Origin of the sequence: Sinomicrobium kalidii, assembly GCF_021183825.1 — a bacterium.
Taxonomy (GTDB): Bacteria; Bacteroidota; Bacteroidia; order Flavobacteriales; family Flavobacteriaceae; genus Sinomicrobium; species Sinomicrobium kalidii.
In genome coordinates this window covers 3,996,176-4,015,629 of record NZ_CP089211.1, presented here as the reverse complement: position 1 = coordinate 4,015,629, position 19,454 = coordinate 3,996,176, and the positions used below count along the sequence as shown (strand labels likewise).

Below are 19,454 nucleotides of genomic sequence, written 5' to 3'. Positions count from 1 at the left end.
ACTTTATAATTCTACGGTTCGACATTCATCGTTCAAAAACCGTAAAACCCGGTACTTTTTGTCAAATACCAAAGGCGTTGTTTCAGGAGAGATACCTGACATAGTACAATAAAATTTTGTGATCCCAAGCAAAGTCCTGCCGGAACATTTTTATATGCCTGAAATTGATGAAGTACTGTATTTTTTAATGAAAAAGCTGTTCAAGATCATACTAAACCTTGTTCCGAGGCCTTTGCTGATCCGGTTGAGTTATTGGGTAAAACCTTTATTTGCCTTTGCCCTGCGGGGGAACACATATACCGACCCTATTGACGGCAAGAGTTATCGATCGTTTTTGCCCTACGGGTATGAAAAACAACGCGAAAATGTACTGGCCCCCGGGACCCTGTCACTGGAAAGGCACCGGCTTTTATGGCTGTACCTGAAAAACGAAACGGATTTCTTTACCGCACCGAAGAAAGTACTGCACTTTGCCCCTGAACAGGCTTTTTACAAGCGCTTCAGGAAACTGCGAAACCTGGATTATACGACCACCGACCTGGAATCGCCCCTGGCAGATGTAAAGGCAGATATCTGTAACCTGCCCTTTGAAGACAACAGTTTTGACTTCATCCTCTGCAACCATGTCCTGGAACATATTCCTGACGACACCAGGGCGATGCGGGAATTATACCGCATACTGAAACCGGGCGGGACCGGAATTTTCCAGATCCCACAGGAACTGAACAGGGAAAAGACCTTTGAAGACGATTCCATTACCGACCCCAAGGAAAGGGCTGCCATTTTCGGCCAGTATGACCATGTGCGGATATATGGCAGGGACTATTTCAGCAAATTAAGGGATATCGGCTTTACGGTAAACGAAGTGGACTACACCAGGCAGCTCCCCCCGGAACAGGTAAAACGCCATGTCCTGGCCGAAGGAGAAATTATCCCGGTATGTTATAAGTAGTTTTGGAGTCGATGAGTTGCTTCTAAAAATCCGAAAGTATCGCTATTCCAGTATCAGCGATTTAAAGCCTTCGGTCATATACTTTTGCATTTCGTTGTTTTCGTCCATATACAGGATAAAGGCGTGTATATCCGGTTTGGTCTTTAAGAACTCTTTCGATTCTTCCAGGTCCATCACCATAAAAGTGGTCGCATAGGCATCGGCTTCCATACAGGTTTTGGCCAGTACGGTCGTACTCAACACGTTGCCCTTTTTGGTGAATCCCGTCTTGGGGTCTACGATATGCACATATTTTTCCCCCGTGATGGAATCCGTGACGGTCTTGCGGTAATTTCCTGAAGTGGCCATGCCCATATCTTTAAGGTTGATCTTGGCTATAAAAGAACGTCCTTCCATACCCTGTAACGGATCGTCAATGGCAATTACCCAGTCCTTTTCTTTTTCGGTATTCCTTCCGTGCGCAACGAGTTCTCCTCCTACTTCCACGATAAAATTCCGAATACCCTTGCCCAGGAAAAAACCGGCAATAACATCAACGGTATATCCCTGGGCTATGGAGTTAAAATCAAAATATATGTTTTTGTTTTCCTTTCGGATGGTATTTTCCGATGTCAGGGCCACCTTGTCGAATCCGCAATACTGCAACAGGCTGTCCACTTTACTGCTGTCCAAAGCAATGCGATGATGATCCGGACCAAACCCCCAGGCCCTTACCAGCGTACCGATAGTAGGGTCGTAACTCCCACCGGATTCTTTCCAGATTTTTTGTGAACCGAGAAAAACCTTACGAAAGTTCTCATCGACCACCACGGTACTGTCTCCCGCATTGATACGGGAAATGTCGGAATCCGGTTTGTATGTCGACATCGACATATCTATGGCATCGAGTATGGAATCTACAGCCGGTTTCAGGTCTTCTTCCTTATCAGAAATATACTTAATACTGTAAGTGCTTCCCTGGGCTTCCCCGTGAATGGTAACAGCCTTTTGAGGGGATACGGAATTACAACCCGTAACTCCCAGACTCAACAGTGTTAAAGCAATCAGCGTTCTAAATGATTTCCTGAATTCCATCATAATTTACTATATATTTCCGGTCTTTCCGCACCGGTTTTTCATAATTGTCCGCACTGGCTATACCCACACCGGCATAATACGTTCTCGCTTTGAATTTCAGGGCATGTTCCTTTATGGTTTCCATAAACACCACATCGTATTTTTTCGGATTTTCCGGATAAAGCACTGCCTTTACCACCACAAAATGTAACTTTTTGTTTTTGAGGCACACAAATTGGGGGTCTTTTTTGAGCTGACTGTTTACGGCGAGAAACTCAAACCCTTTTGCTTCCAGGTCTTTCCCGACAACATTCATGGCGAGATTATGCAATTCCTGTTCATTCAGAATTTCCATGCGACAAAGATACTTATTTTAAATCACCGTTTAAGGGCCGTATCCTTTAAAATCAGGGCCCGGTTAATTAAAAAAGCACATATCAAACTAAAGATCAACTATATATTAATAACATAAAAGTTATATTTGTAGAAAACCTGGCCATGAAAAAAATATACTGGTTTATTTCTTTAATGTTGACAGCCTGTACAGCCAAACAGGTTGTGGTTACCCCGCCAGCTGAAGTAATTCCGGTTACATCTTACTGTATCCTCGGGACATTCACAAAAACCGTAAATTATAATAACGAGTTAGAAAAATACACTGATCTTCACAAGGATACTGTAATTGAAATTGAAAAAGGCCTCACGAAAAACAATTTGTACACCACAGTTCTTGATTTAAAGGTAGCAAGCCAGTATTTGTGGCTCATAAGAGAAAATGTTACCACCCATAAAACAGATTCAATCCTGATCCATTGTATTGGCCAGACTCCTCTGCTCCTCACAGAATCCGAATTCCGGGAGGATTCATGTGAAATTTTCAAAACAGAAACCGAATTTCACGACAACGGTGATCCGAAAGTAGCTACTTCCAAAATCATCAAACTTTAGTGCGTATCCGGTTCAACAATTTTTTTACTGTGTAACCGCAGTTACACAACTGTGGAAAGATGTCTGTATTTTTGCCGTATCACAAATTGTAAATTATGGATTTTATCTACAAGCCTTTTCCCTGGTACCTCTCCGGTTTTTTGATCGGTATTGTAATGCTCCTGCTTATCTACCTGGGGAAAAATTTCGGCATGTCTTCAAACCTTCGCACCCTGTGTTCTGCTTTTGGCGCCGGTAAATGTGCCCGTTTCTTTAAATTCGACTGGAAGACCCAGCGCTGGAACCTGGTAGTTGTACTCGGGGCCATGATAGGCGGATTTATTTCGGTACACTTCCTTTCGGATGGCAGCGGTGTAAACATCAATCCCGATACGGTTGCACAGCTAAAGGAAATGCACATCGATGCCCCGCAGGGTAAGCTATTGCCGGATGCCGTATTCGGTATGGAAAATGCTCTTACGATCAAAGGGCTGCTCATCCTTTTGGGGGGCGGATTCCTGGTTGGTTTCGGATCGCGATATGCCGGGGGATGCACTTCAGGACACGCCATAAGCGGTATCAGCAATTTACAGCTTCCCTCCCTTATAGCCGTTATCGGTTTTTTCCTGGGCGGGTTGCTTATGGCCCATTTTATATTGCCACTTATTTTTTAATGACATAAGAGGTATGACTCAGGACGTATGACAATGAAACCCTAAATAACGTGAATAATGGATAAGAAAAAAGGCTCCCATTTTCATCCCGTATAACTATCGGGAGAAGGGAGGAACGCTGCAGAAAAATTCAAATAAGGTTACAGTTTAAGGCACCTTCACCTCAAAGAGCTTATCCATTATTCACGTTAAATACAATTATAAACTATTTACAGATGAAATATATCAAATTTTTGCTAGTCGGAATCTTTTTCGGGATTGTCCTTACCAAATCGGAAGCCGTATCGTGGTACAGGATCTACGAAATGTTCCATTTCCAGTCCTTTCACATGTACGGGATCATTATGGTAGCCATACTTACCGGGTTTACAGGCATCCGGATATTTAAACGTACAGGGACTAAAAATACGGAAGGCCAAAAAATACAGATCGCCGACAAGGAAAAAGGAATTACCCGTTACCTCGCGGGTGGTATCCTGTTCGGTTTGGGCTGGGCACTGGCAGGGGCATGTCCCGGGCCCATGTATATCCTTTTCGGGGCAGGATTCTGGAGTATGGCTATTGTTATTTTCGGTGCATTGCTGGGCACTTTTGTATACGGTCTTCTGAAAAACAAATTGCCGCATTAACCGGTTACATACATAAAAAACAAGCCTGCCGGAGCGGCAGGCTTTGGTATATAGAACACAGCTTTTAGTTATTAACAGGCAGGAAGCTGTAATTTCCGGCATAGTAGAGCATTTGCTCCTCAAAATTCCCGGGCCGGGTGACCTTAATCGCCGTAATCTCTCCGGCTTCGTTTGTTTCCGGCACCAGTACGGGATTTACAAACCCGCTGTACGGTGCAGATTTAAAGGCCTTATTCCTTTCCAGAACCTCTCTGTGGATGGCCTGGTCTACTTTTACACCATAGCCTTCTACCAATGCTTCAGCAGCTTCATAATCGCCTTCGGACTTTATACGCTGGGTTTCCCGGAGCAATTCCCCGAACAGTTCCCTGAGCTTGTCATAATCGTTGATATTGTAATAGGTCTTTCCGTCCCGGTTTACCTTTTCAATAACATTGTCTTTTTTCCCTTTTTCAAATACCCAGGCCGATACCCACTGGCGGTTGCGCATATGGGCTTCTTCCACATCGCGTCCGGGTTCCAGGCGTATAAGCTGCGTTAACAATCCGTTCCGGATATAGCCGTCATATTCGGCCATGGCCACTTTGCGGTAATCATCTACCAGTCCGAGTTCCTGTAATTTCGGGTCCATGATATAATACAGCCCTACCAGGTCTGCTCTTCCTTCTTCCAGGGTCGATGCATAATTTTTCAGCGTTTCCTTGGTTTCACCCACTCCGGGATTCAGTTTTCCGGAAGCATGGCCGATAACCTCGTGAAGGGCCGTATGCAATTTACCTCCCAGTTTTCCGTACTTTTTGGCGAGTTCCAGTTCTTCCTCATCGTTTACAAACTCTTTTAAACGATCCCCGCTTCCGGCATTATTATAGGCTTCAATAATGTTGCCCAGAGAAACCGATTTGGAACCGTGTGCAGTCCTGATCCAGTTGGCATTGGGCAAATTCACCCCGATGGGTGTGCTTGGGGAGGCATCTCCTGCTTCTCCCGCTACTACAACCGTTTTATAGGATACCCCCACCACATTTTCCTTTTTATGTTCGGGCATTAAAGGGGAATTGTCCTCAAACCACTGTGCATTGTGGGCCAGGACCTCCATCTTCTTTGACATTTCAAAATCCTTGATCTGCACGATAGATTCGTATGAGCCACGGTATCCCTTGGGATCGTTATACACTTCTATAAAGCTGTTTATATAATCTATATTCCCTTCGGTGGCTTCGGTCCAGGCCACATTGTAGTCGTCCCAGGTCCGGAGGTCTCCTGTTCTGTAATATTCAATAAGGAGGCCGAGTGCATGGGCCTGCTTTTCGTTTTCCGCTACTTCCTTAGCCTTTTCCAGCCAGTGAATGATCCTGTCTATGGCTTCCCCGTACATTCCGCCGCTCTTCCATACTTTCTCTACCAGTTTCCCGTCTTCCTTTACCAGTTTGGAATTGAGTCCGAACGACAGCGGTTTTTCCGGATCGGGTGATTTCATATCGGCATAAAAGGCATCTACTTCATCGGCAGTGATCCCTTCTCCGTAAAAGTTCACGGCCGATCCTTTTATAAGTCCCCTGGAAGCGTCGAGGTTAACTTTCTTGGTGTCCGCATCATTAAAAAGTACTGCCACAATAGCTTCATCCAGTGTCGTACCGGTCTCCTTTAACAGGTTTTCCAGATACGTCCTGTCAAAACCGGGTTTTATTTTATCATTGGAATAGTGATGGTGAATACCGTTGGAAAACCATACCCTCTTAAGATAAACTTCAAATGCTTCCCAGTTTTCCGAGCTTTTATCGCCTTCATAAGTAGTATAAATGTTTTCCAGGGCTTTCCGTATGGCCAGGTTATGACGATAATTCTGGTCCCACATGATGTCCCTCCCACTCAGTCTGGCCTGTGTAAGGTAGTACACCAGCTTTTGTTCTTTCAAACTCAGGTTTTCCCAGCCCGGGATCCGGTAGCGGAGTATGCGGATATCGGCAAACCGGTCTACCTCGTAGTCAAACTTTTTTTCGGCAACCGGTTCTTTTTTCACCGTACTTTCCTTCTTATTATCGGCACAGGAAACAGAGATTGCCAGGGCCAGCGAAAGGCCTAAAAATGCTTTGGTATTCATGATCAATTGATTTTTAAATGCAACAAAAATAATGATTATATAACAAAGATAGGGTGGTGTGTTATAATTAGGTAAGGGTAAAGATAATCGTTACAAACGAGCACCAGTATGAGAAAGGACCAGTATGAGTATGAGTCAGTAGTGTGTTATGATGAAGGAAAGGAATAGAAAAGCTGGGCGCCCAGTAAGCCAGCATGAGTTTTTTGGGGAGGTAATCCTGCCGGGCCATAAAGCAAAAAGACCGATACGGTTACAGGTATCGGTCTTTATATTAAATGGATTATTTATGTTAATTATCCTCCAAAATCGTCGAATCGTACATTTTCAGGCGGAACACCAAAGTCATCACACATTTTCTCTACCGCCTTGTTCATCAGCGGGGGTCCGCAGAAATAGAATTCTATGTCTTCGGGCGCTTCGTGATGGTTCAGGTACTGGTCTATTACAGCCTGGTGTACAAACCCGAGGAAACCGTCGCCTTCCTCATCATTGATGTCTTTCATTTCCTTCCAGTTATCTTCCGGAAGCGGCTCGGACAGTACTACGTAAAATTTAAAGTTGGGGAATTCATCCTCCAGTTCTTTGAAATGATCCAGGTAGAACAATTCACGCTTTGAACGTCCTCCGTACCAGTAGCTTACCTTTCTTCCGGTTTTTAATGTCTTAAAGAGGTGGTACAAGTGCGAACGCATGGGTGCCATACCGGCTCCACCACCTACATACAGCATTTCCGCTTCCGAATGGTTGATAAAGAATTCGCCATAAGGTCCGGAAATAGTTACCTTGTCTCCCGGTTTTCTGGAGAAGATATACGATGAGGCTATTCCGGGATTTACATCCATCCAGCCGTTTTTTGAACGGTCCCAGGGCGGAGTGGCTACACGTACGTTGAGCATGATTTTTCGTCCTTCAGCCGGATAAGAAGCCATTGAATAGGCACGCTCCACGATTTCATCATTCTTCATGACCAACGGCCACAGGTTGAACTTATCCCACTCCATTTTGAACTTGTCCGGCTCTCCGGGGTGTTCCTCGGGGTGTGCAGTAATGTCAATATCCTTGTATTCCACCACACACTTGGGGATCTCGATCTGTATATATCCTCCCGGTTTATACCCCATATCTTCCGGGATCTCGACTATAAATTCCTTGATAAACGAAGCTACATTGTAGTTTCCGACCACAGTGGCTTCCCATTTCTTGATCCCGAAAACTTCTTCCGGAACTTCTATGGTCATATCCTGTTTTACCTTTACCTGGCATCCCAGGCGCCATCCTTCTGCAATTTCCTTTCTGGTAAAGTGCGGCTCTTCAGTAGGCAGGATATTCCCCCCGCCTTCCAGTACGCGACATTTACATTGAATACAGGTACCACCGCCACCACATGCAGACGGTAAAAATATTTTACTGTTACCGAGTGTTGATAAAAGCGTACCTCCCGAAGATACCTCTACATCCTTTTCACCATTAATGTGCAGGGATACAGGTCCGGACGGTATTAATTTGGCCTTAGCACCCAAAAGAATGGCGACGAGCACCAAAACCAACACTAAAAATACAACTATACTCGCAAAGATTATTGAATAATCCATATTTTAAATATAAAAACGGTTTACAATGAAATTCCCATAAAACTCATAAAGCCAATAGCCATAAGCCCGGTAATGATAAAGGTAATGCCCAGTCCGCGCAAAGGCTTAGGAACATTAGAATAGGCAATCTTTTCCCTGATGGCAGCGATAGCCAGTATAGCAAGGAACCAGCCGATACCGGAGCCTACACCGTAGATGGCCGATTCGCCAACACTACCGAAATCTTTCTGCTGCATAAACAGTGAACCACCGAGTATGGCACAGTTTACGGCAATCAGCGGAAGAAATATCCCCAGGGCACTATAGAGGGCAGGCGCAAATTTTTCGACAACCATCTCCACAAGCTGTACCATGGAGGCTATTACCGCAATAAACATTATAAAGCTGAGAAAGCTAAGATCTATATTGGCATATTCCGCCCCAACCCACGAAAGTGCTCCGGGTTTTAAGAGATAATTGTCCAGCAAAAAGTTAATGGGAACCGTTATGGCCAGTACAAAGATAACGGCAGCCCCCAGACCTACGGCAGTCTTTACGGTTTTAGACACGGCCAGGTAGGAACACATCCCCAGGAAGTATGCAAAGATCATGTTCTCTATAAAAATGCTCCTAACAAAAAGATTTATGTAATCCATTTTTCTGATTTTTACAACACGGGTTAAATTACCTCTTATTCTTTTTCAATTAATTTTCTGTTTCTGGATCGCTGCAACCATATAAAAATACCAACGGTTAACAGTGCCATCGGGGGAAATAACATAAAACCGTTGTTTTCATACCCCAGTGCATATAATCCCGTAGATTCTGCCATGGTCACTCCTTTATGGCCAAGGATCTCAATTCCGAAGAGTTTTCCGGAACCGAGCAGTTCCCTGAAAAATGCCACTATAATAAGGATAAGTCCGTAACCCGCGGCATTTCCGATACCGTCCAGAAAGGATTTCCAGGGACCGTTACCCAACGCAAAGGCTTCCAGACGTCCCATTACAATACAGTTCGTAATAATCAGTCCGACAAAAACGGATAGCTGCTTACTCACATCATAGGCATATGCTTTAAGTACCTGGTCCACCAGGATTACGAGCGAAGCGACAATAACCAGCTGTACGATAATACGTATACGATTCGGTATCAGGTTCCTGATCAGGGAAACAATAACGTTACTACATGCCATTACCGCCATCACTGCAAGCGTCATTACTACAGCAGGTTTCAACTGTACCGTAATGGCCAACGCCGAACATATTCCCAGCACCTGGACGGTAATGGGATTGTTGTCATTCAGCGGGTCCGAAATCAACTGCCTGTTCTTTTTAGAGAACAGGGGCTCCTTTTCCTCAGAAACAAAAAGAAATATCGGTGATTTTTTTACTTTTTTACTCATGACGTGCAATTAATTTAATGCTAATTGAGTTTTCTGTTTCTTAAAATACGGCAGATAATGAGACAGGCGCTCTTTTATCATTGCTGTCACCCCGTTTCCGGTTATGGTAGCTCCGGAAATGGCATCCACCTCGTTATCTCCTTTCGCACCACTACCTTTGGAAACTTTTACTCCTACGAGCTCGTGTTCCTCATTAAACACCTTTTTTCCTTCAAATTGTGCCTGAAACCAGGACTGTGTAATTTCTGCCCCGAGTCCGGGAGTTTCACTGGCATGGTCAAAAGTAACACCTTCTATAGTATTCAAATCTTCCTTCAGTGAAACATAACCCCAGATGGCATCCCAAAGTCCTGCTCCTCTTAAAGGTACTATATAATACTTTTCACCTTCAACATCTGCAATATACAATGGAAAATGCTGCTCGTCAACCGGTAGCTTCAATTCTTTGTTCAAATCTATGTTAAAGGCATCGGATTGCTCGTCTACGGAGCCATCTGCCACTAAAGACAATTCTTCCTTTATGTATTGTTTGTATTCACCTTCAGCAGCATCTCTTTCTACCTCGACACCTATGGTCTTGAGAATATTCTGCATTTTCTCTTTTTTCGTGTTCTCCTCTTGCTTTGGCTTTAACGATGTTGCCGCAAAAGCGAGTGAAAACGCGACTATTACCACCATTACTATCGCAAAGATAAACGTGTATAAATTACCTTCTCTGTTCATTACTAAGCGGTTTTAAGTTTAGACGCAGCCAGTCTTTTCTTTCTTCTTTTTATGTTGCCCTCTATAACATAGTGGTCAATAGTAGGCGCAAATACGTTCATTAACAGGATTCCCAGCATCACACCTTCGGGATAAGCGGGGTTAAACACCCGGATCATGATACATAAGAATCCGACCAGTATACCGTATATCCATTTTCCTCTGACGGTCTGTGCGGCGGACACAGGATCGGTAGCCATAAAAACGGTTCCGAAAGCAAATCCTCCTACAAGAAGGTGCTGATACCATGGAAAATTCATCAGATCGTTAGCTCCCCAAAGGTTAAAGAGCAGTCCCATAGCGGTTCCTCCGATAACACTGCCGAGCATAATCCTCCAACTCCCTACCCCGGTAAAGATAAGCAGGGCGGCTCCCACCAGAATCCATAGCGTGGAGGTTTCTCCCACCGATCCCGGAATGGCTCCGCTAAACATATTAAACATACTGAAGTGTACGTCGTGTCCCGCTGCAAGGCTTCCCAGTATGGTCTCACCGGAAACGGCATCTACATTCGTAGCTTCGGAAACCCAAACCTTGTTTCCGGACATGTATGTGGGGTATGCAAAAAAAGCAAAAGCCCTGGCTAACAAAGCGGGGTTCAAAATATTCATCCCCGTACCGCCAAAGGCTTCTTTCCCGATTAACACAGCAAAGGCGACGGATATCCCGATCATCCACAGCGGTATATCTACCGGCATGATCATGGGCACCAGCAGTCCGGTGACCAGAAAACCTTCATTGACTTCGTGTCCCCTGTATATGGCAAAGATAAATTCAATAGTCAGCCCTACAGCATATGACACCACGATCATGGGAAGCACTTTCCACAAACCGTGCACAAAAGCGTCCCAAAATGCAACATCTCCGCCGTTCAGCTGGTGTAAATACTGATACCCCGTATTGTAGATACCGTATATCAATGCCGGAACAAGTGCCAGGACCACGGTGATCATGGTCCGTTTAAGGTCTACCGCATCACGGATATGTGCTCCTTTTTGGGTAGTATGGTCCGGTACGAACAAAAAAGTATCAAGGGCATTGACCGCCGGTGCGAACTTCTCCCACTTCTCTCCCTTGCCAAAGGGTTTTTTCAGTTGATCTATCTTATTTCTTAAAAACTTCATATCTTATGTATTAACCAACTTCTTTAATCATTAAATCGAGGCCTTCCCTGATGATCTCCTGTGCTTCTATCTTCGAGGTACAGGCATAGTCTATCAGCGCAAAGTCCTCCGGAGCCACTTCATAGATCCCCAGGTTTTCCATTTTCTCAATGTTGTTCACCATACAAGCCTTGAGCAACTGCATGGGATAAACATCCATGGGCAGCACCTTTTCCATTTCACCGGTAACCACCAGGGCTCTTTCTTCCCCGTTAAGATTGGTATTGACCTTGTATTTCTTTTTGGGAAACAACCACGAAAAAGAAGTATGATGCATACTCGGTATGTTGTTGTCCTTAAAAGGTAACCAGCCAAACATACGATACTCATTCCCTTCCGGAATTACGGTCACCATATTGCTGTAATACCCGAGAAAACCGTCACCTGTAACCTTGTCGCCGGTCAATACGTCTCCGCTGATAATCCTTACATCATTCGTATCGTTCTTCACCAGAGCATTTATACGAGAACCGATCCTGACCCTGTAATACTGAGGTTTCTCTACTTCAGATCCGGCAACCGCTACAGTACGGGTAGCATCGAACTGCCCCGTACGGAACACTTTTCCGATGATAGCCACATCTTCCGGGTTAACAACCCAAACCCTTTCACCTGCATTGATCGGATCTATATGGTGTATCTGAACACCTACATTTCCTGCAGGGTGAGGGCCCGAAACCCTGTGAAGCTCCACGCCTTTTACTTCATTGAGAAAAGAATCGGATTTTCTGTTTACAGACAAATGTGTTTTGCCCGGGGTAAGTTTCGTAATTGCATCGATACCCGCCTGAAAATCTTCCGCTCTTCCTTCCAGCACAAAAGCCGCATCTGCAGCCAGCGGAGCACTTGCACAGGCCGAAATAAAGATCGCCTTGGGCGTGTCTTCCGGATTGGCAATAACATCATAAGGGCGCTGACGGATAAAAGGCCAGCAACCGTTTTCCAGTAAATACGTTTTTATTTCTTCTGCCGAAAGCTGTCCGGGATCTTTGGCCCCGAACTCTTTATAGACATCCTGGTCGTCGGCATCAATAACCACTTCCAGAATCCTTCGTTTGGCACCTCTTCTTATTTCTGCGATTGTACCACTTACCGGAGCTACGAATTTTATTTTTTCACTGTACTTGGAGTAGAAAACAACATCACCTGCTTTTACTTTTTCTCCCTCTTTCACAACCATTTTAGGCGTAGTGTTGTGAAAATCCGTGGGTTTTAGCGCGAAGGTTTTAACTCTCGGGGCGTCCGAAACTGTTTTTTCCGCTTCCCCTTCCAGATTGATGTTCAAACCTTTTCTGATACGAATGTCATTGGACATGTTACAATAAGATTGTTTTGAAAAATTGGTTATTCAAAAATTCATGCAAATTTATGAATTTACGGATTATTTATTCATGCCTGTAAAGCATAGTTTTTACTATTTATACTCATTCTAAACAAAAGCTTATTCTTGATCTCGTCCACCCGTACAGGGCGGTCAGAAAAGACAGAAAGGGATTGACCGAAGTCCTGTTATAAAAAGTTTTCCTGTCTGCAAAGCATAAAAACTGCAAAAGCCAAAACCATTTTGCAGGGAATCTTGTAGTCTTCCTGACAAAAATGGGGATCGGACAGCTTTCACTTCCCCGCATCTTTTTTTGTGTATATTTACAGCATGATGTACAGCAAGAAGTATTTAGCTCCGGGACTTACCTTTGTATTTCTGTTTCTGGCCCTGACTGTCGTGGCCCAGGAAGAAAAAGAAACAGCGCCACCGCAACATATAAAATCCGTAGTGTTCAAAAGCGATGGTAACAACCGGGGCGATCAGTTTCCCATAGTTACGCAGGGAGAAACTTTTACCCTGTCTTTTGACGACCTCCGGGCACGGGAGACAGACTACTATTACAAAATCGTACACTGCAATTTCGACTGGACTCCCTCCAACCTCTTAAAGTCGCAATACCTCAAAGGGATGGATAACCAGCGGATCCAGGATTACAGGAATTCGGTCACTACGCTTCAACCCTATTCGCATTACGATCTTACATTACCCAACTCGCGGACAAGGTTCAAACTGTCGGGAAACTATATATTAAAAATATATGACAACCAGGACAACTTCCTTTTTTCCCGCCGCTTTGTGATCTACAAAGACCTCGTTTCCGTAGGCGTCGTATTGAAGAGAACCCGGGAAATGTCGGTTATCGGGGAAAAACAGGTTGTACAGTTTACCATAAACAGCAATAATCTTACCCTGGTCAATCCGCAACAGGAAGTCAAAGTAGCCATCCTTCAAAATCACAACTGGGATACGGCCATAACAGGTATAAAACCACAGTTCTACTCCGGTAATCAACTGATCTATAAATACGACAGGGAAACGGCTTTTGACGGCGGCAACGAATACCTTTATTTTGACAACAAGGAAATAAGGACGTCTTCAAGTACCATATCCGGAACCGAACTCAAGGACATATACAACACCTATCTGTTTACCAATACGGTAGAAAACGGCAAACCCTACACCTATAACCCGGATATCAACGGGGATTTCCGCGTGCGTACTCTTGACGGGAACAACAGGGATAACGATACAGAAGCTGATTATGCCGACGTGCATTTCAGCCTCAGGTACACTCAGGAAATAGGTCTGAATGACGTTTATGTCTACGGAAAATTCAACAATTACCAGCTTACGGAAGAAAACAAAATGACCCTGGACGAACATTCGGGAACCCTGGGGGCAACCCTCCGTCTCAAACAGGGTTTTTATAACTATAAATACGTAATGGTAAGCCCCGAAGGAACAGACTATACCACCATTAACGGCAACCATTTTGAAACGGAAAACAATTATCTCGTATTGGTATATTACCGCAACTTCGGGGATATGTATGACAGTATTATAGGAATAGGCAGCGGCACATCGGTGAACATCTCCAACTAATCATATGGATGGTTCCCTTTGTTACCACGGTCTTCAGGGGCCTTACACTCCGCACGGTACCGGAGAAAAAATTTATTCGCAAATTGAATCTGATAAAACTAAAATTTGTATTTTTGTTTACAGGGATATTCCGTTTTTTTACGGACGCTCCCGAACGGTGATTATACAATCCTAATTTTTTCACATGATCACACAAATAACCAAAGGCATAAAGATCTCTGTCGTCACCAGTTTTGAAGGTACTTTCTTCAAGAACTACAGGATGCATTTTGCTTTCGGTTACAAGATCACCATAGAGAACCAAAGCAAGGACTCCGTACAACTTACCTCCCGCCACTGGCAGATTTTCGATTCGTTGAACCACCCGGAATTTGTGGATGGCGAAGGGGTTATCGGAAAAAAGCCCGTCCTCAAACCCGGAGAATCGCACTCCTATAGCTCGGGATGCCTGCTCACCTCCCCTATCGGGGCCATGCGGGGACACTATAACATGGTCAACTTTACCTCCACCCGGAAATTCAGGGTGTATATCCCCACTTTCAAGTTATGTGCCCCTTTTGCGCTTAACTAATTGTCTTTTATTCCCGCACATCAAAATTTCCGGTTACCTTTCCGTATTTCCTGTATTTTTATATCGGAGTAATGCTTCCACGAGATAGTAATCGCCATAAGTCAGCGGCACATCTACTTCGGAGTTTTCAGGGATATGCCCCACGCCGTGTTTCAACAGGAATCCTCCGTTGGTCCCTTCCTGTGCAATGTATTCATCTGTGGTCAGCGTTGTCAGCATGGTTTCGGCGTTCGAGAAATACTTCCCGGATTTTTTGCCTTTGACATAACCGCTCAGTTCGAGCAGAGCCGATGCCATAATGGCCCCGGCGGAAGAATCCCGTAAAGCATCGGGGACGCCGGGGGCATCAAAATCCCAGTAAGGCACCTTGTCTTCTGGAAGGTTGGGGTGGTTCAGTATAAATTCCGCAATATTCACGGCCTGATCCAGGTATTTCTGCTTTCCGGTAGCACGATACATCACGGTATAGCCATAAAGCCCCCAGGCCTGTCCTCTGGCCCATGCCGATTCGTCCGCAGCGCCCTGGGCAGTCCTTTTTTGTTTTACTTTTCCGGTATTCACATTGTAATTGAGTACGTGGTATGAACTGTGATTTTCCCGGAAATGGTTTTTGAGCGTTGTCTCGGCGTGGGTCACAGCGATATCGTAATAAGCAGAGTCTCCGCTGTGTTCCGTAGCCCAGAAAAGGAGTTCCAGGTTCATCATGTTGTCTATGATCACCAAGTAGTCGTCATCGGAGGAATCCCATGACCTGATACAACCTACGGTTTCATTGAACCTGGAAGCCAGCGATCTTGCACTGTTCATCAATATTTTTTCACAGGCAGGTGACGGGTTTAACCGTTCGGCATTGCCAAAACTGCAGAACATCATAAAACCGAGGTCATGCGTACTGGTATTGAACTGTTCTTTTGCCAGTATTTTCATAGCACGTTCCGCTTCCTTCTTCAGTTTCTTATCACCGAGTTCCTCATAAAGGTATAACAGGGTGCCCGGATAGAATCCGCTGCACCACCATCCGGAGCCACTGGTTTCCAGTTTATCTTCCGCAGCATGGTATGTTTTCGGAAACCTGTTTTCGGGAAGCTCATCCTTCAAATGCATATACTGAACGGAAGCACGTTGCAAAACTTCCGTTATCCTGTCCTGAAAAGCATCATTCTTATTCTCCTGCCCGTATATCGAAAGCACAAAAGCCAGGCTCATTATCAATACGTTTATTTTCTTAATCATATCTGTTCGTTTTGGTATCTTGAATTAATTCAGTATTTCTTTCAATCATAGGTTTCCTGGGGGTACTTCCAGTATCCGCACCGGCGTTAACTGCCCGTCAGCTACGCCTTCCCCGTCTACCTGCTCTACCTGCTGTACAAAGAGGTGTAATTGCTTTTCGTGTTTCCAAAGCTCCTTATCATACAAGGGTTCCCATTGACCGACGGATTCGGTGGTAAGGTCTTTTACCATCCATTTCCCCTTTCCGGGAACCTTAAGGCCGGCCAGGGACGCCTTGTTCTTTCTCTCCACATCCCGAAAGAGCAGGTATAGCCATGTCTTTCTCTCTTTGTCCCCGACCAACAGTTGCGGGCGGGATATCGGTATTTTTTTGGTCCCTCCCCCGCCGAGGTCAAAAGAAGTGCTTCTGAAATTTCCCGGGATATTTCTCCATTTCCTTCCGTCATGGTACACTACCTGATACTGAGGAATCCCTTTCCTTTTCCAGTACGTGGCTATATACGGATTTCCATGTTTATCGGCTGTCATGGCCGTCTGGTTTATCAGTCCGCTGTTTTCGGGAATCTCCCACGCATATTCTGCCGTGGTTTTTGTGATGGGAAGTTCGTATTTTTCTCCGGTGGATTTCTCCCAGGTTATTCCACCGTCACATGACCGCGCATAACACAGGTCGTGATTGGTGGCCACATCCCAAGTTTCACGCCACACCCAGGACAGGTGAATGGTCCCTTCGCGATCCACACAAGCCTGCCAATATGCACTTCGCTCTCCTTCGCCGTCAATCAGGTTGGCGTGTAACTGTTTCCACCCCCCTCGCCTGGTATCATAACGATTGATTACCATATTTCCGCGGCCCGAAGCACCTGCCCTGTAAAAGAACAGCAGGTCTCCGTCAGGGAGATTGTAAAATTCCGGGTAGGTGACCTTGTCCTCTTCCTTCCCCGTCATGGCCATTTCCTTATCCAGTTCCAGTCCGAATGGTTTTATACTCCGGGTATATCTCAACAGGGTGTTGTGATGGTCCCAGGCCACATGCAAGTACCCTTTTCCGTCGATCGCAATACTGATGGCATTATGGGCATCGGTAACATTTCCCTTGTACGGGGTTCGCTTTATTTTCCAATCCGCAGCATCGAGCTTTCGCATTCCCAGAACGAGAAAACCTTCCGGATCGTAATAGGCTACAAACTGATTTTTCTTATACGTTGTCAGGGCATTTTTCCGGAATATCACTGTATTCACCGAATTGTTTGCCCATCCGTTCCCCACTGCGGTTTCCCTGATCTTATCCTGCGCGGCAACTACGGAAACCATCAGTAGGACAACCATCAAAATGATTCCCTGATTTCGTGTAACGGCTAATATGTTACGGATTGACTTCAATATTTCTTCTGTATCTGTAATTATATCGATCGGAACAGGGCTATGCATTGAGGTGCACGGACGTGCGCCTCTGCCACCATATTCAAAATCAGGGTGTTTTTGCCCTTTGTACTGTTATATTCTTTGCGTAATAAAAGGTTTCGGTCTCCGGACCGGGGGGATCTGACGACCCTTCCATTTGTAAATTAATGATCAGCCATAAAGGCTTTCCCGTAAAATTTGCGCGGTGGGTCCCTGTTTTCTTTCCATCTATAAAATATTCGATGGTTGTCATCTTATCGTCTATCCGCTTCAGTACTGCTGTATATTCATGCCACTTCTCCATTGCGTCCGGAATGTTCTTTTTGATTGTGGACACTTCTTCCGGGGTGATGAAGGTGTTCTGCCAGTTATAGGCATCTCCCTTGAATTCCAGTATATCACTCTCCGGGGGCCAGCCGTCTACCGCGGTCAACCAGAAGGCCGGCCAGGTTCCCCTGGTCACCGGTGCTTTAAATGTTCCCGATATTTTATACACGGGATATTCCTTGTTTACGGTTATATGATGTTTGGCATGTACGGCCGCCGAATGGTATTTTATTTTCAGATGGGGCGGACTACTGCTTTTTCCTTCATCTTTTTTGACCGGTGTGGCCTTTATTTGTAACACTTCATTGTTGAGACTTAGCTGTTCGCGGTTTTCCGGCCCTGCATACATCCTTGCCGATCCGTTATGGTCGCTGCCCCAGGGATATAAATAATTCCATTGCTTTTCAAAATTACTGTAACCGGCAAATGAAGTACTGTCTATCACGGTTTCCCAATCGGGTTCCCTGTTCTTTTTCGGATAAAAGGCGTGGTCTCTGGATATTTTTCTGCCATTCCAGACTTTTTTCTGGGTCCAGTCCTTCGGCGGATCGGTCCAGAACGGAGTATCCGGGGAAAGTCCGAGTACAAGAAACACCTCTGTGCACAGGTAAAGGCTTCCGGTAGAAAGGTAACCCTCTGCTATCTCGGGGTCCCTGCCGTAAAATCCCAGCGTAAGCCAACCGTTTTCATCAAACATATCGGGAGCGCTGTGATGTTTTTTTACCACGGCATACAAGGCAGAACGCACCTGCGCCGGAGTGATCTCTTCGGGTAGTTTTTGCAGTAAGGCAATTTGCGACAGTGCCTGAAAAGCCCCGTAACGATACGGTATTGAACGGCCTATGGGCGGATAAGTGCCCTCAGGGGATATCAGTCTTTCCTGTATGGCCGCATAGCGTTGCGCCCTTTCCCGGAACAAACTGTAATCCCGGAGAAAACTCTTGTAACGCCAGTCTCCCAGGGCTTCTTTCTTTTCTTTCAGAACAGCCCCGATATCAAGCAACATGGGTTGAATGACATAGCTATTGTAATAATCCCAGTGAAAATCGGGTCCATCCCCGTAAATGCCGTCCCCGAGATACCATTCCTTGTGTTTGTTCAGGGCATATTCGATGCGGACCATGTCTGCTTTTCCTTCAAATTTCAATAAAGCAGCTTCCACCATCCCTGTAAATAACAGCCAGTTACTGTATGCGGGGGAAATCTGCCTGGTGGATTTAAGGGCTTTTATGACATTGCTTTGTGTTTCTTTATCCAGCCTGTTCCACAACTGTCCGGGAGCCCGGAGTAATCCCTGAGCGAAAAAGGCGGCGTCGACGAGCGGCTGACCGCCTTCGGTAAAATTCATAAAATCAGGAGCATCCGGATCTGTGGCATTGTGAATGCCTTTCAGGGCAAGCCTGATGTATTTTTCCCGGAGTTTCCCTTCTTCGGTATTATCCGGACCCAACTCCAGCCAGGGAGCAATCCCCGAAAGGGTACGCCCGAACGCTTCCAGATAAGTTACCTTCTTGCGGTCTCCCCAGGGATGGGCAGTGGTTTCCACGGGCATATTTTTTTTCAGTTCGTTTCTGCCGGCTGCTTCAAGTACAGGCCCTGCAATCTTGACCAGGTTGGTCACAAAATATTCCCGGACTTTACTGCCTTCCGGGATATCCTGCCGTTCTTCCTGTTGCGCACGGGTCACGGAAACCAGCATAAAAGCTAATAAAAACAGGTGGATACGATATTTATACATGTCTTGTTTTAACTA

General features: G+C 45.3%; 18 protein-coding genes. 6 read left to right on the top strand and 12 right to left on the bottom strand.

Annotated elements, in window-relative coordinates; translation table 11 throughout:
• Positions 1–187: 187 nt before the first annotated feature.
• Complete coding sequence (locus LS482_RS16400; protein ID WP_233031846.1) at positions 188–952, top strand: class I SAM-dependent methyltransferase; 765 nt, start codon at positions 188–190, stop codon at positions 950–952.
• Positions 953–994: 42 nt separating this feature from the next.
• On the opposite strand, the gene LS482_RS16395 is transcribed toward LS482_RS16400, so the two are convergent.
• Positions 995–2,029: an FAD:protein FMN transferase gene (locus tag LS482_RS16395; protein ID WP_233028594.1), complete on the bottom strand. Its 1,035-nt coding sequence runs from the start codon at positions 2,027–2,029 to the stop codon at positions 995–997.
• Positions 2,004–2,363 (bottom strand): DUF8840 domain-containing protein, encoded by a 360-nt coding sequence (locus LS482_RS16390; RefSeq protein WP_233028593.1) that lies wholly within the window; start codon positions 2,361–2,363, stop codon positions 2,004–2,006. The genes LS482_RS16395 and LS482_RS16390 overlap by 26 nt, the downstream gene beginning before the upstream one ends.
• A gap of 143 nt (positions 2,364–2,506) precedes the next feature.
• Here LS482_RS16390 and LS482_RS16385 point away from each other — a divergent pair, with 143 nt between their 5' ends.
• From LS482_RS16385 to LS482_RS16375, 3 genes are all read left to right on the top strand, one after another.
• Positions 2,507–2,956: a hypothetical protein gene (locus LS482_RS16385; RefSeq protein WP_233028592.1), complete on the top strand. Its 450-nt coding sequence runs from the start codon at positions 2,507–2,509 to the stop codon at positions 2,954–2,956.
• Between the two features lie 95 nt (positions 2,957–3,051).
• Complete coding sequence (locus LS482_RS16380) at positions 3,052–3,609, top strand: YeeE/YedE family protein (protein WP_233028591.1); 558 nt, start codon at positions 3,052–3,054, stop codon at positions 3,607–3,609.
• A 215-nt stretch (positions 3,610–3,824) separates the two neighbouring features.
• The gene (locus tag LS482_RS16375) at positions 3,825–4,238 is read left to right on the top strand and encodes a DUF6691 family protein (RefSeq protein WP_233028590.1); all 414 of its coding nucleotides are present in this window, start codon (positions 3,825–3,827) and stop codon (positions 4,236–4,238) included.
• Positions 4,239–4,302: 64 nt separating this feature from the next.
• Here the strand turns inward: LS482_RS16375 and LS482_RS16370 are convergent, their stop codons facing one another.
• The 7 genes from LS482_RS16370 to LS482_RS16340 form a co-directional block, all read right to left on the bottom strand.
• Complete coding sequence (locus tag LS482_RS16370) at positions 4,303–6,339, bottom strand: dipeptidyl-peptidase 3 family protein (protein WP_437440999.1); 2,037 nt, start codon at positions 6,337–6,339, stop codon at positions 4,303–4,305.
• A gap of 293 nt (positions 6,340–6,632) precedes the next feature.
• Entirely contained in the window at positions 6,633–7,931 is a 1,299-nt protein-coding gene (gene nqrF, locus LS482_RS16365; protein WP_233028588.1) for an NADH:ubiquinone reductase (Na(+)-transporting) subunit F, read from the bottom strand.
• Positions 7,932–7,951: 20 nt separating this feature from the next.
• On the bottom strand, positions 7,952–8,566 hold the full coding sequence (nqrE, locus tag LS482_RS16360) for an NADH:ubiquinone reductase (Na(+)-transporting) subunit E (RefSeq protein WP_233028587.1): 615 nt from the start codon (positions 8,564–8,566) through the stop codon (positions 7,952–7,954).
• Positions 8,567–8,601: 35 nt separating this feature from the next.
• Positions 8,602–9,315, bottom strand: a complete 714-nt coding sequence (locus LS482_RS16355; protein ID WP_233028586.1) for an NADH:ubiquinone reductase (Na(+)-transporting) subunit D — start codon at positions 9,313–9,315, stop codon at positions 8,602–8,604.
• A gap of 9 nt (positions 9,316–9,324) precedes the next feature.
• A complete protein-coding gene (nqrC, locus tag LS482_RS16350; protein WP_233028585.1) occupies positions 9,325–10,038 on the bottom strand; it encodes an NADH:ubiquinone reductase (Na(+)-transporting) subunit C in 714 nt (237 codons plus the stop codon).
• A gap of 2 nt (positions 10,039–10,040) precedes the next feature.
• Entirely contained in the window at positions 10,041–11,201 is a 1,161-nt protein-coding gene (locus LS482_RS16345) for an NADH:ubiquinone reductase (Na(+)-transporting) subunit B (protein ID WP_233028584.1), read from the bottom strand.
• Between the two features lie 10 nt (positions 11,202–11,211).
• Positions 11,212–12,555 (bottom strand): Na(+)-translocating NADH-quinone reductase subunit A, encoded by a 1,344-nt coding sequence (locus tag LS482_RS16340; protein ID WP_233028583.1) that lies wholly within the window; start codon positions 12,553–12,555, stop codon positions 11,212–11,214.
• 336 nt (positions 12,556–12,891) lie between these two features.
• On the opposite strand from LS482_RS16340, the gene LS482_RS16335 reads away from it, so the two are divergent.
• Complete coding sequence (locus tag LS482_RS16335; RefSeq protein WP_233028582.1) at positions 12,892–14,166, top strand: type IX secretion system plug protein; 1,275 nt, start codon at positions 12,892–12,894, stop codon at positions 14,164–14,166.
• A 184-nt stretch (positions 14,167–14,350) separates the two neighbouring features.
• Complete coding sequence (gene apaG / locus LS482_RS16330; RefSeq protein ID WP_233028581.1) at positions 14,351–14,737, top strand: Co2+/Mg2+ efflux facilitator ApaG/CorD; 387 nt, start codon at positions 14,351–14,353, stop codon at positions 14,735–14,737.
• A gap of 33 nt (positions 14,738–14,770) precedes the next feature.
• On the opposite strand, the gene LS482_RS16325 is transcribed toward apaG, so the two are convergent.
• From LS482_RS16325 to LS482_RS16315, 3 genes are all read right to left on the bottom strand, one after another.
• Positions 14,771–15,970 (bottom strand): glycoside hydrolase family 88 protein, encoded by a 1,200-nt coding sequence (locus LS482_RS16325; protein ID WP_233028580.1) that lies wholly within the window; start codon positions 15,968–15,970, stop codon positions 14,771–14,773.
• Between the two features lie 45 nt (positions 15,971–16,015).
• Positions 16,016–17,299, bottom strand: a complete 1,284-nt coding sequence (locus LS482_RS16320) for a BNR repeat-containing protein (protein ID WP_233028579.1) — start codon at positions 17,297–17,299, stop codon at positions 16,016–16,018.
• A 142-nt stretch (positions 17,300–17,441) separates the two neighbouring features.
• Positions 17,442–19,439, bottom strand: coding sequence for a DUF2264 domain-containing protein (locus LS482_RS16315; protein ID WP_233028578.1), 1,998 nt, complete (start codon positions 19,437–19,439; stop codon positions 17,442–17,444).
• Between the last annotated feature and the right edge of the window lie 15 nt (positions 19,440–19,454).

What these genes read in the sequence shown, in the direction of transcription:
- LS482_RS16315 (WP_233028578.1), bottom strand. Translation starts at nt 19,439, where the DNA reads ATGTATAAATATCGTATCCACCTGTTTTTATTAGCTTTTATGCTGGTT.
- apaG (WP_233028581.1), top strand. Translation starts at nt 14,351, where the DNA reads ATGATCACACAAATAACCAAAGGCATAAAGATCTCTGTCGTCACCAGT.
- LS482_RS16385 (WP_233028592.1), top strand. Translation starts at nt 2,507, where the DNA reads ATGAAAAAAATATACTGGTTTATTTCTTTAATGTTGACAGCCTGTACA.
- LS482_RS16370 (WP_437440999.1), bottom strand. Translation starts at nt 6,339, where the DNA reads ATGAATACCAAAGCATTTTTAGGCCTTTCGCTGGCCCTGGCAATCTCT.
- LS482_RS16325 (WP_233028580.1), bottom strand. Translation starts at nt 15,970, where the DNA reads ATGATTAAGAAAATAAACGTATTGATAATGAGCCTGGCTTTTGTGCTT.
- LS482_RS16340 (WP_233028583.1), bottom strand. Translation starts at nt 12,555, where the DNA reads ATGTCCAATGACATTCGTATCAGAAAAGGTTTGAACATCAATCTGGAA.
- LS482_RS16390 (WP_233028593.1), bottom strand. Translation starts at nt 2,363, where the DNA reads ATGGAAATTCTGAATGAACAGGAATTGCATAATCTCGCCATGAATGTT.
- LS482_RS16395 (WP_233028594.1), bottom strand. Translation starts at nt 2,029, where the DNA reads ATGATGGAATTCAGGAAATCATTTAGAACGCTGATTGCTTTAACACTG.
- LS482_RS16335 (WP_233028582.1), top strand. Translation starts at nt 12,892, where the DNA reads ATGATGTACAGCAAGAAGTATTTAGCTCCGGGACTTACCTTTGTATTT.
- LS482_RS16320 (WP_233028579.1), bottom strand. Translation starts at nt 17,299, where the DNA reads ATGGTTGTCCTACTGATGGTTTCCGTAGTTGCCGCGCAGGATAAGATC.
- nqrF (WP_233028588.1), bottom strand. Translation starts at nt 7,931, where the DNA reads ATGGATTATTCAATAATCTTTGCGAGTATAGTTGTATTTTTAGTGTTG.
- nqrC (WP_233028585.1), bottom strand. Translation starts at nt 10,038, where the DNA reads ATGAACAGAGAAGGTAATTTATACACGTTTATCTTTGCGATAGTAATG.
- LS482_RS16345 (WP_233028584.1), bottom strand. Translation starts at nt 11,201, where the DNA reads ATGAAGTTTTTAAGAAATAAGATAGATCAACTGAAAAAACCCTTTGGC.
- nqrE (WP_233028587.1), bottom strand. Translation starts at nt 8,566, where the DNA reads ATGGATTACATAAATCTTTTTGTTAGGAGCATTTTTATAGAGAACATG.
- LS482_RS16355 (WP_233028586.1), bottom strand. Translation starts at nt 9,315, where the DNA reads ATGAGTAAAAAAGTAAAAAAATCACCGATATTTCTTTTTGTTTCTGAG.
- LS482_RS16400 (WP_233031846.1), top strand. Translation starts at nt 188, where the DNA reads ATGAAAAAGCTGTTCAAGATCATACTAAACCTTGTTCCGAGGCCTTTG.
- LS482_RS16375 (WP_233028590.1), top strand. Translation starts at nt 3,825, where the DNA reads ATGAAATATATCAAATTTTTGCTAGTCGGAATCTTTTTCGGGATTGTC.
- LS482_RS16380 (WP_233028591.1), top strand. Translation starts at nt 3,052, where the DNA reads ATGGATTTTATCTACAAGCCTTTTCCCTGGTACCTCTCCGGTTTTTTG.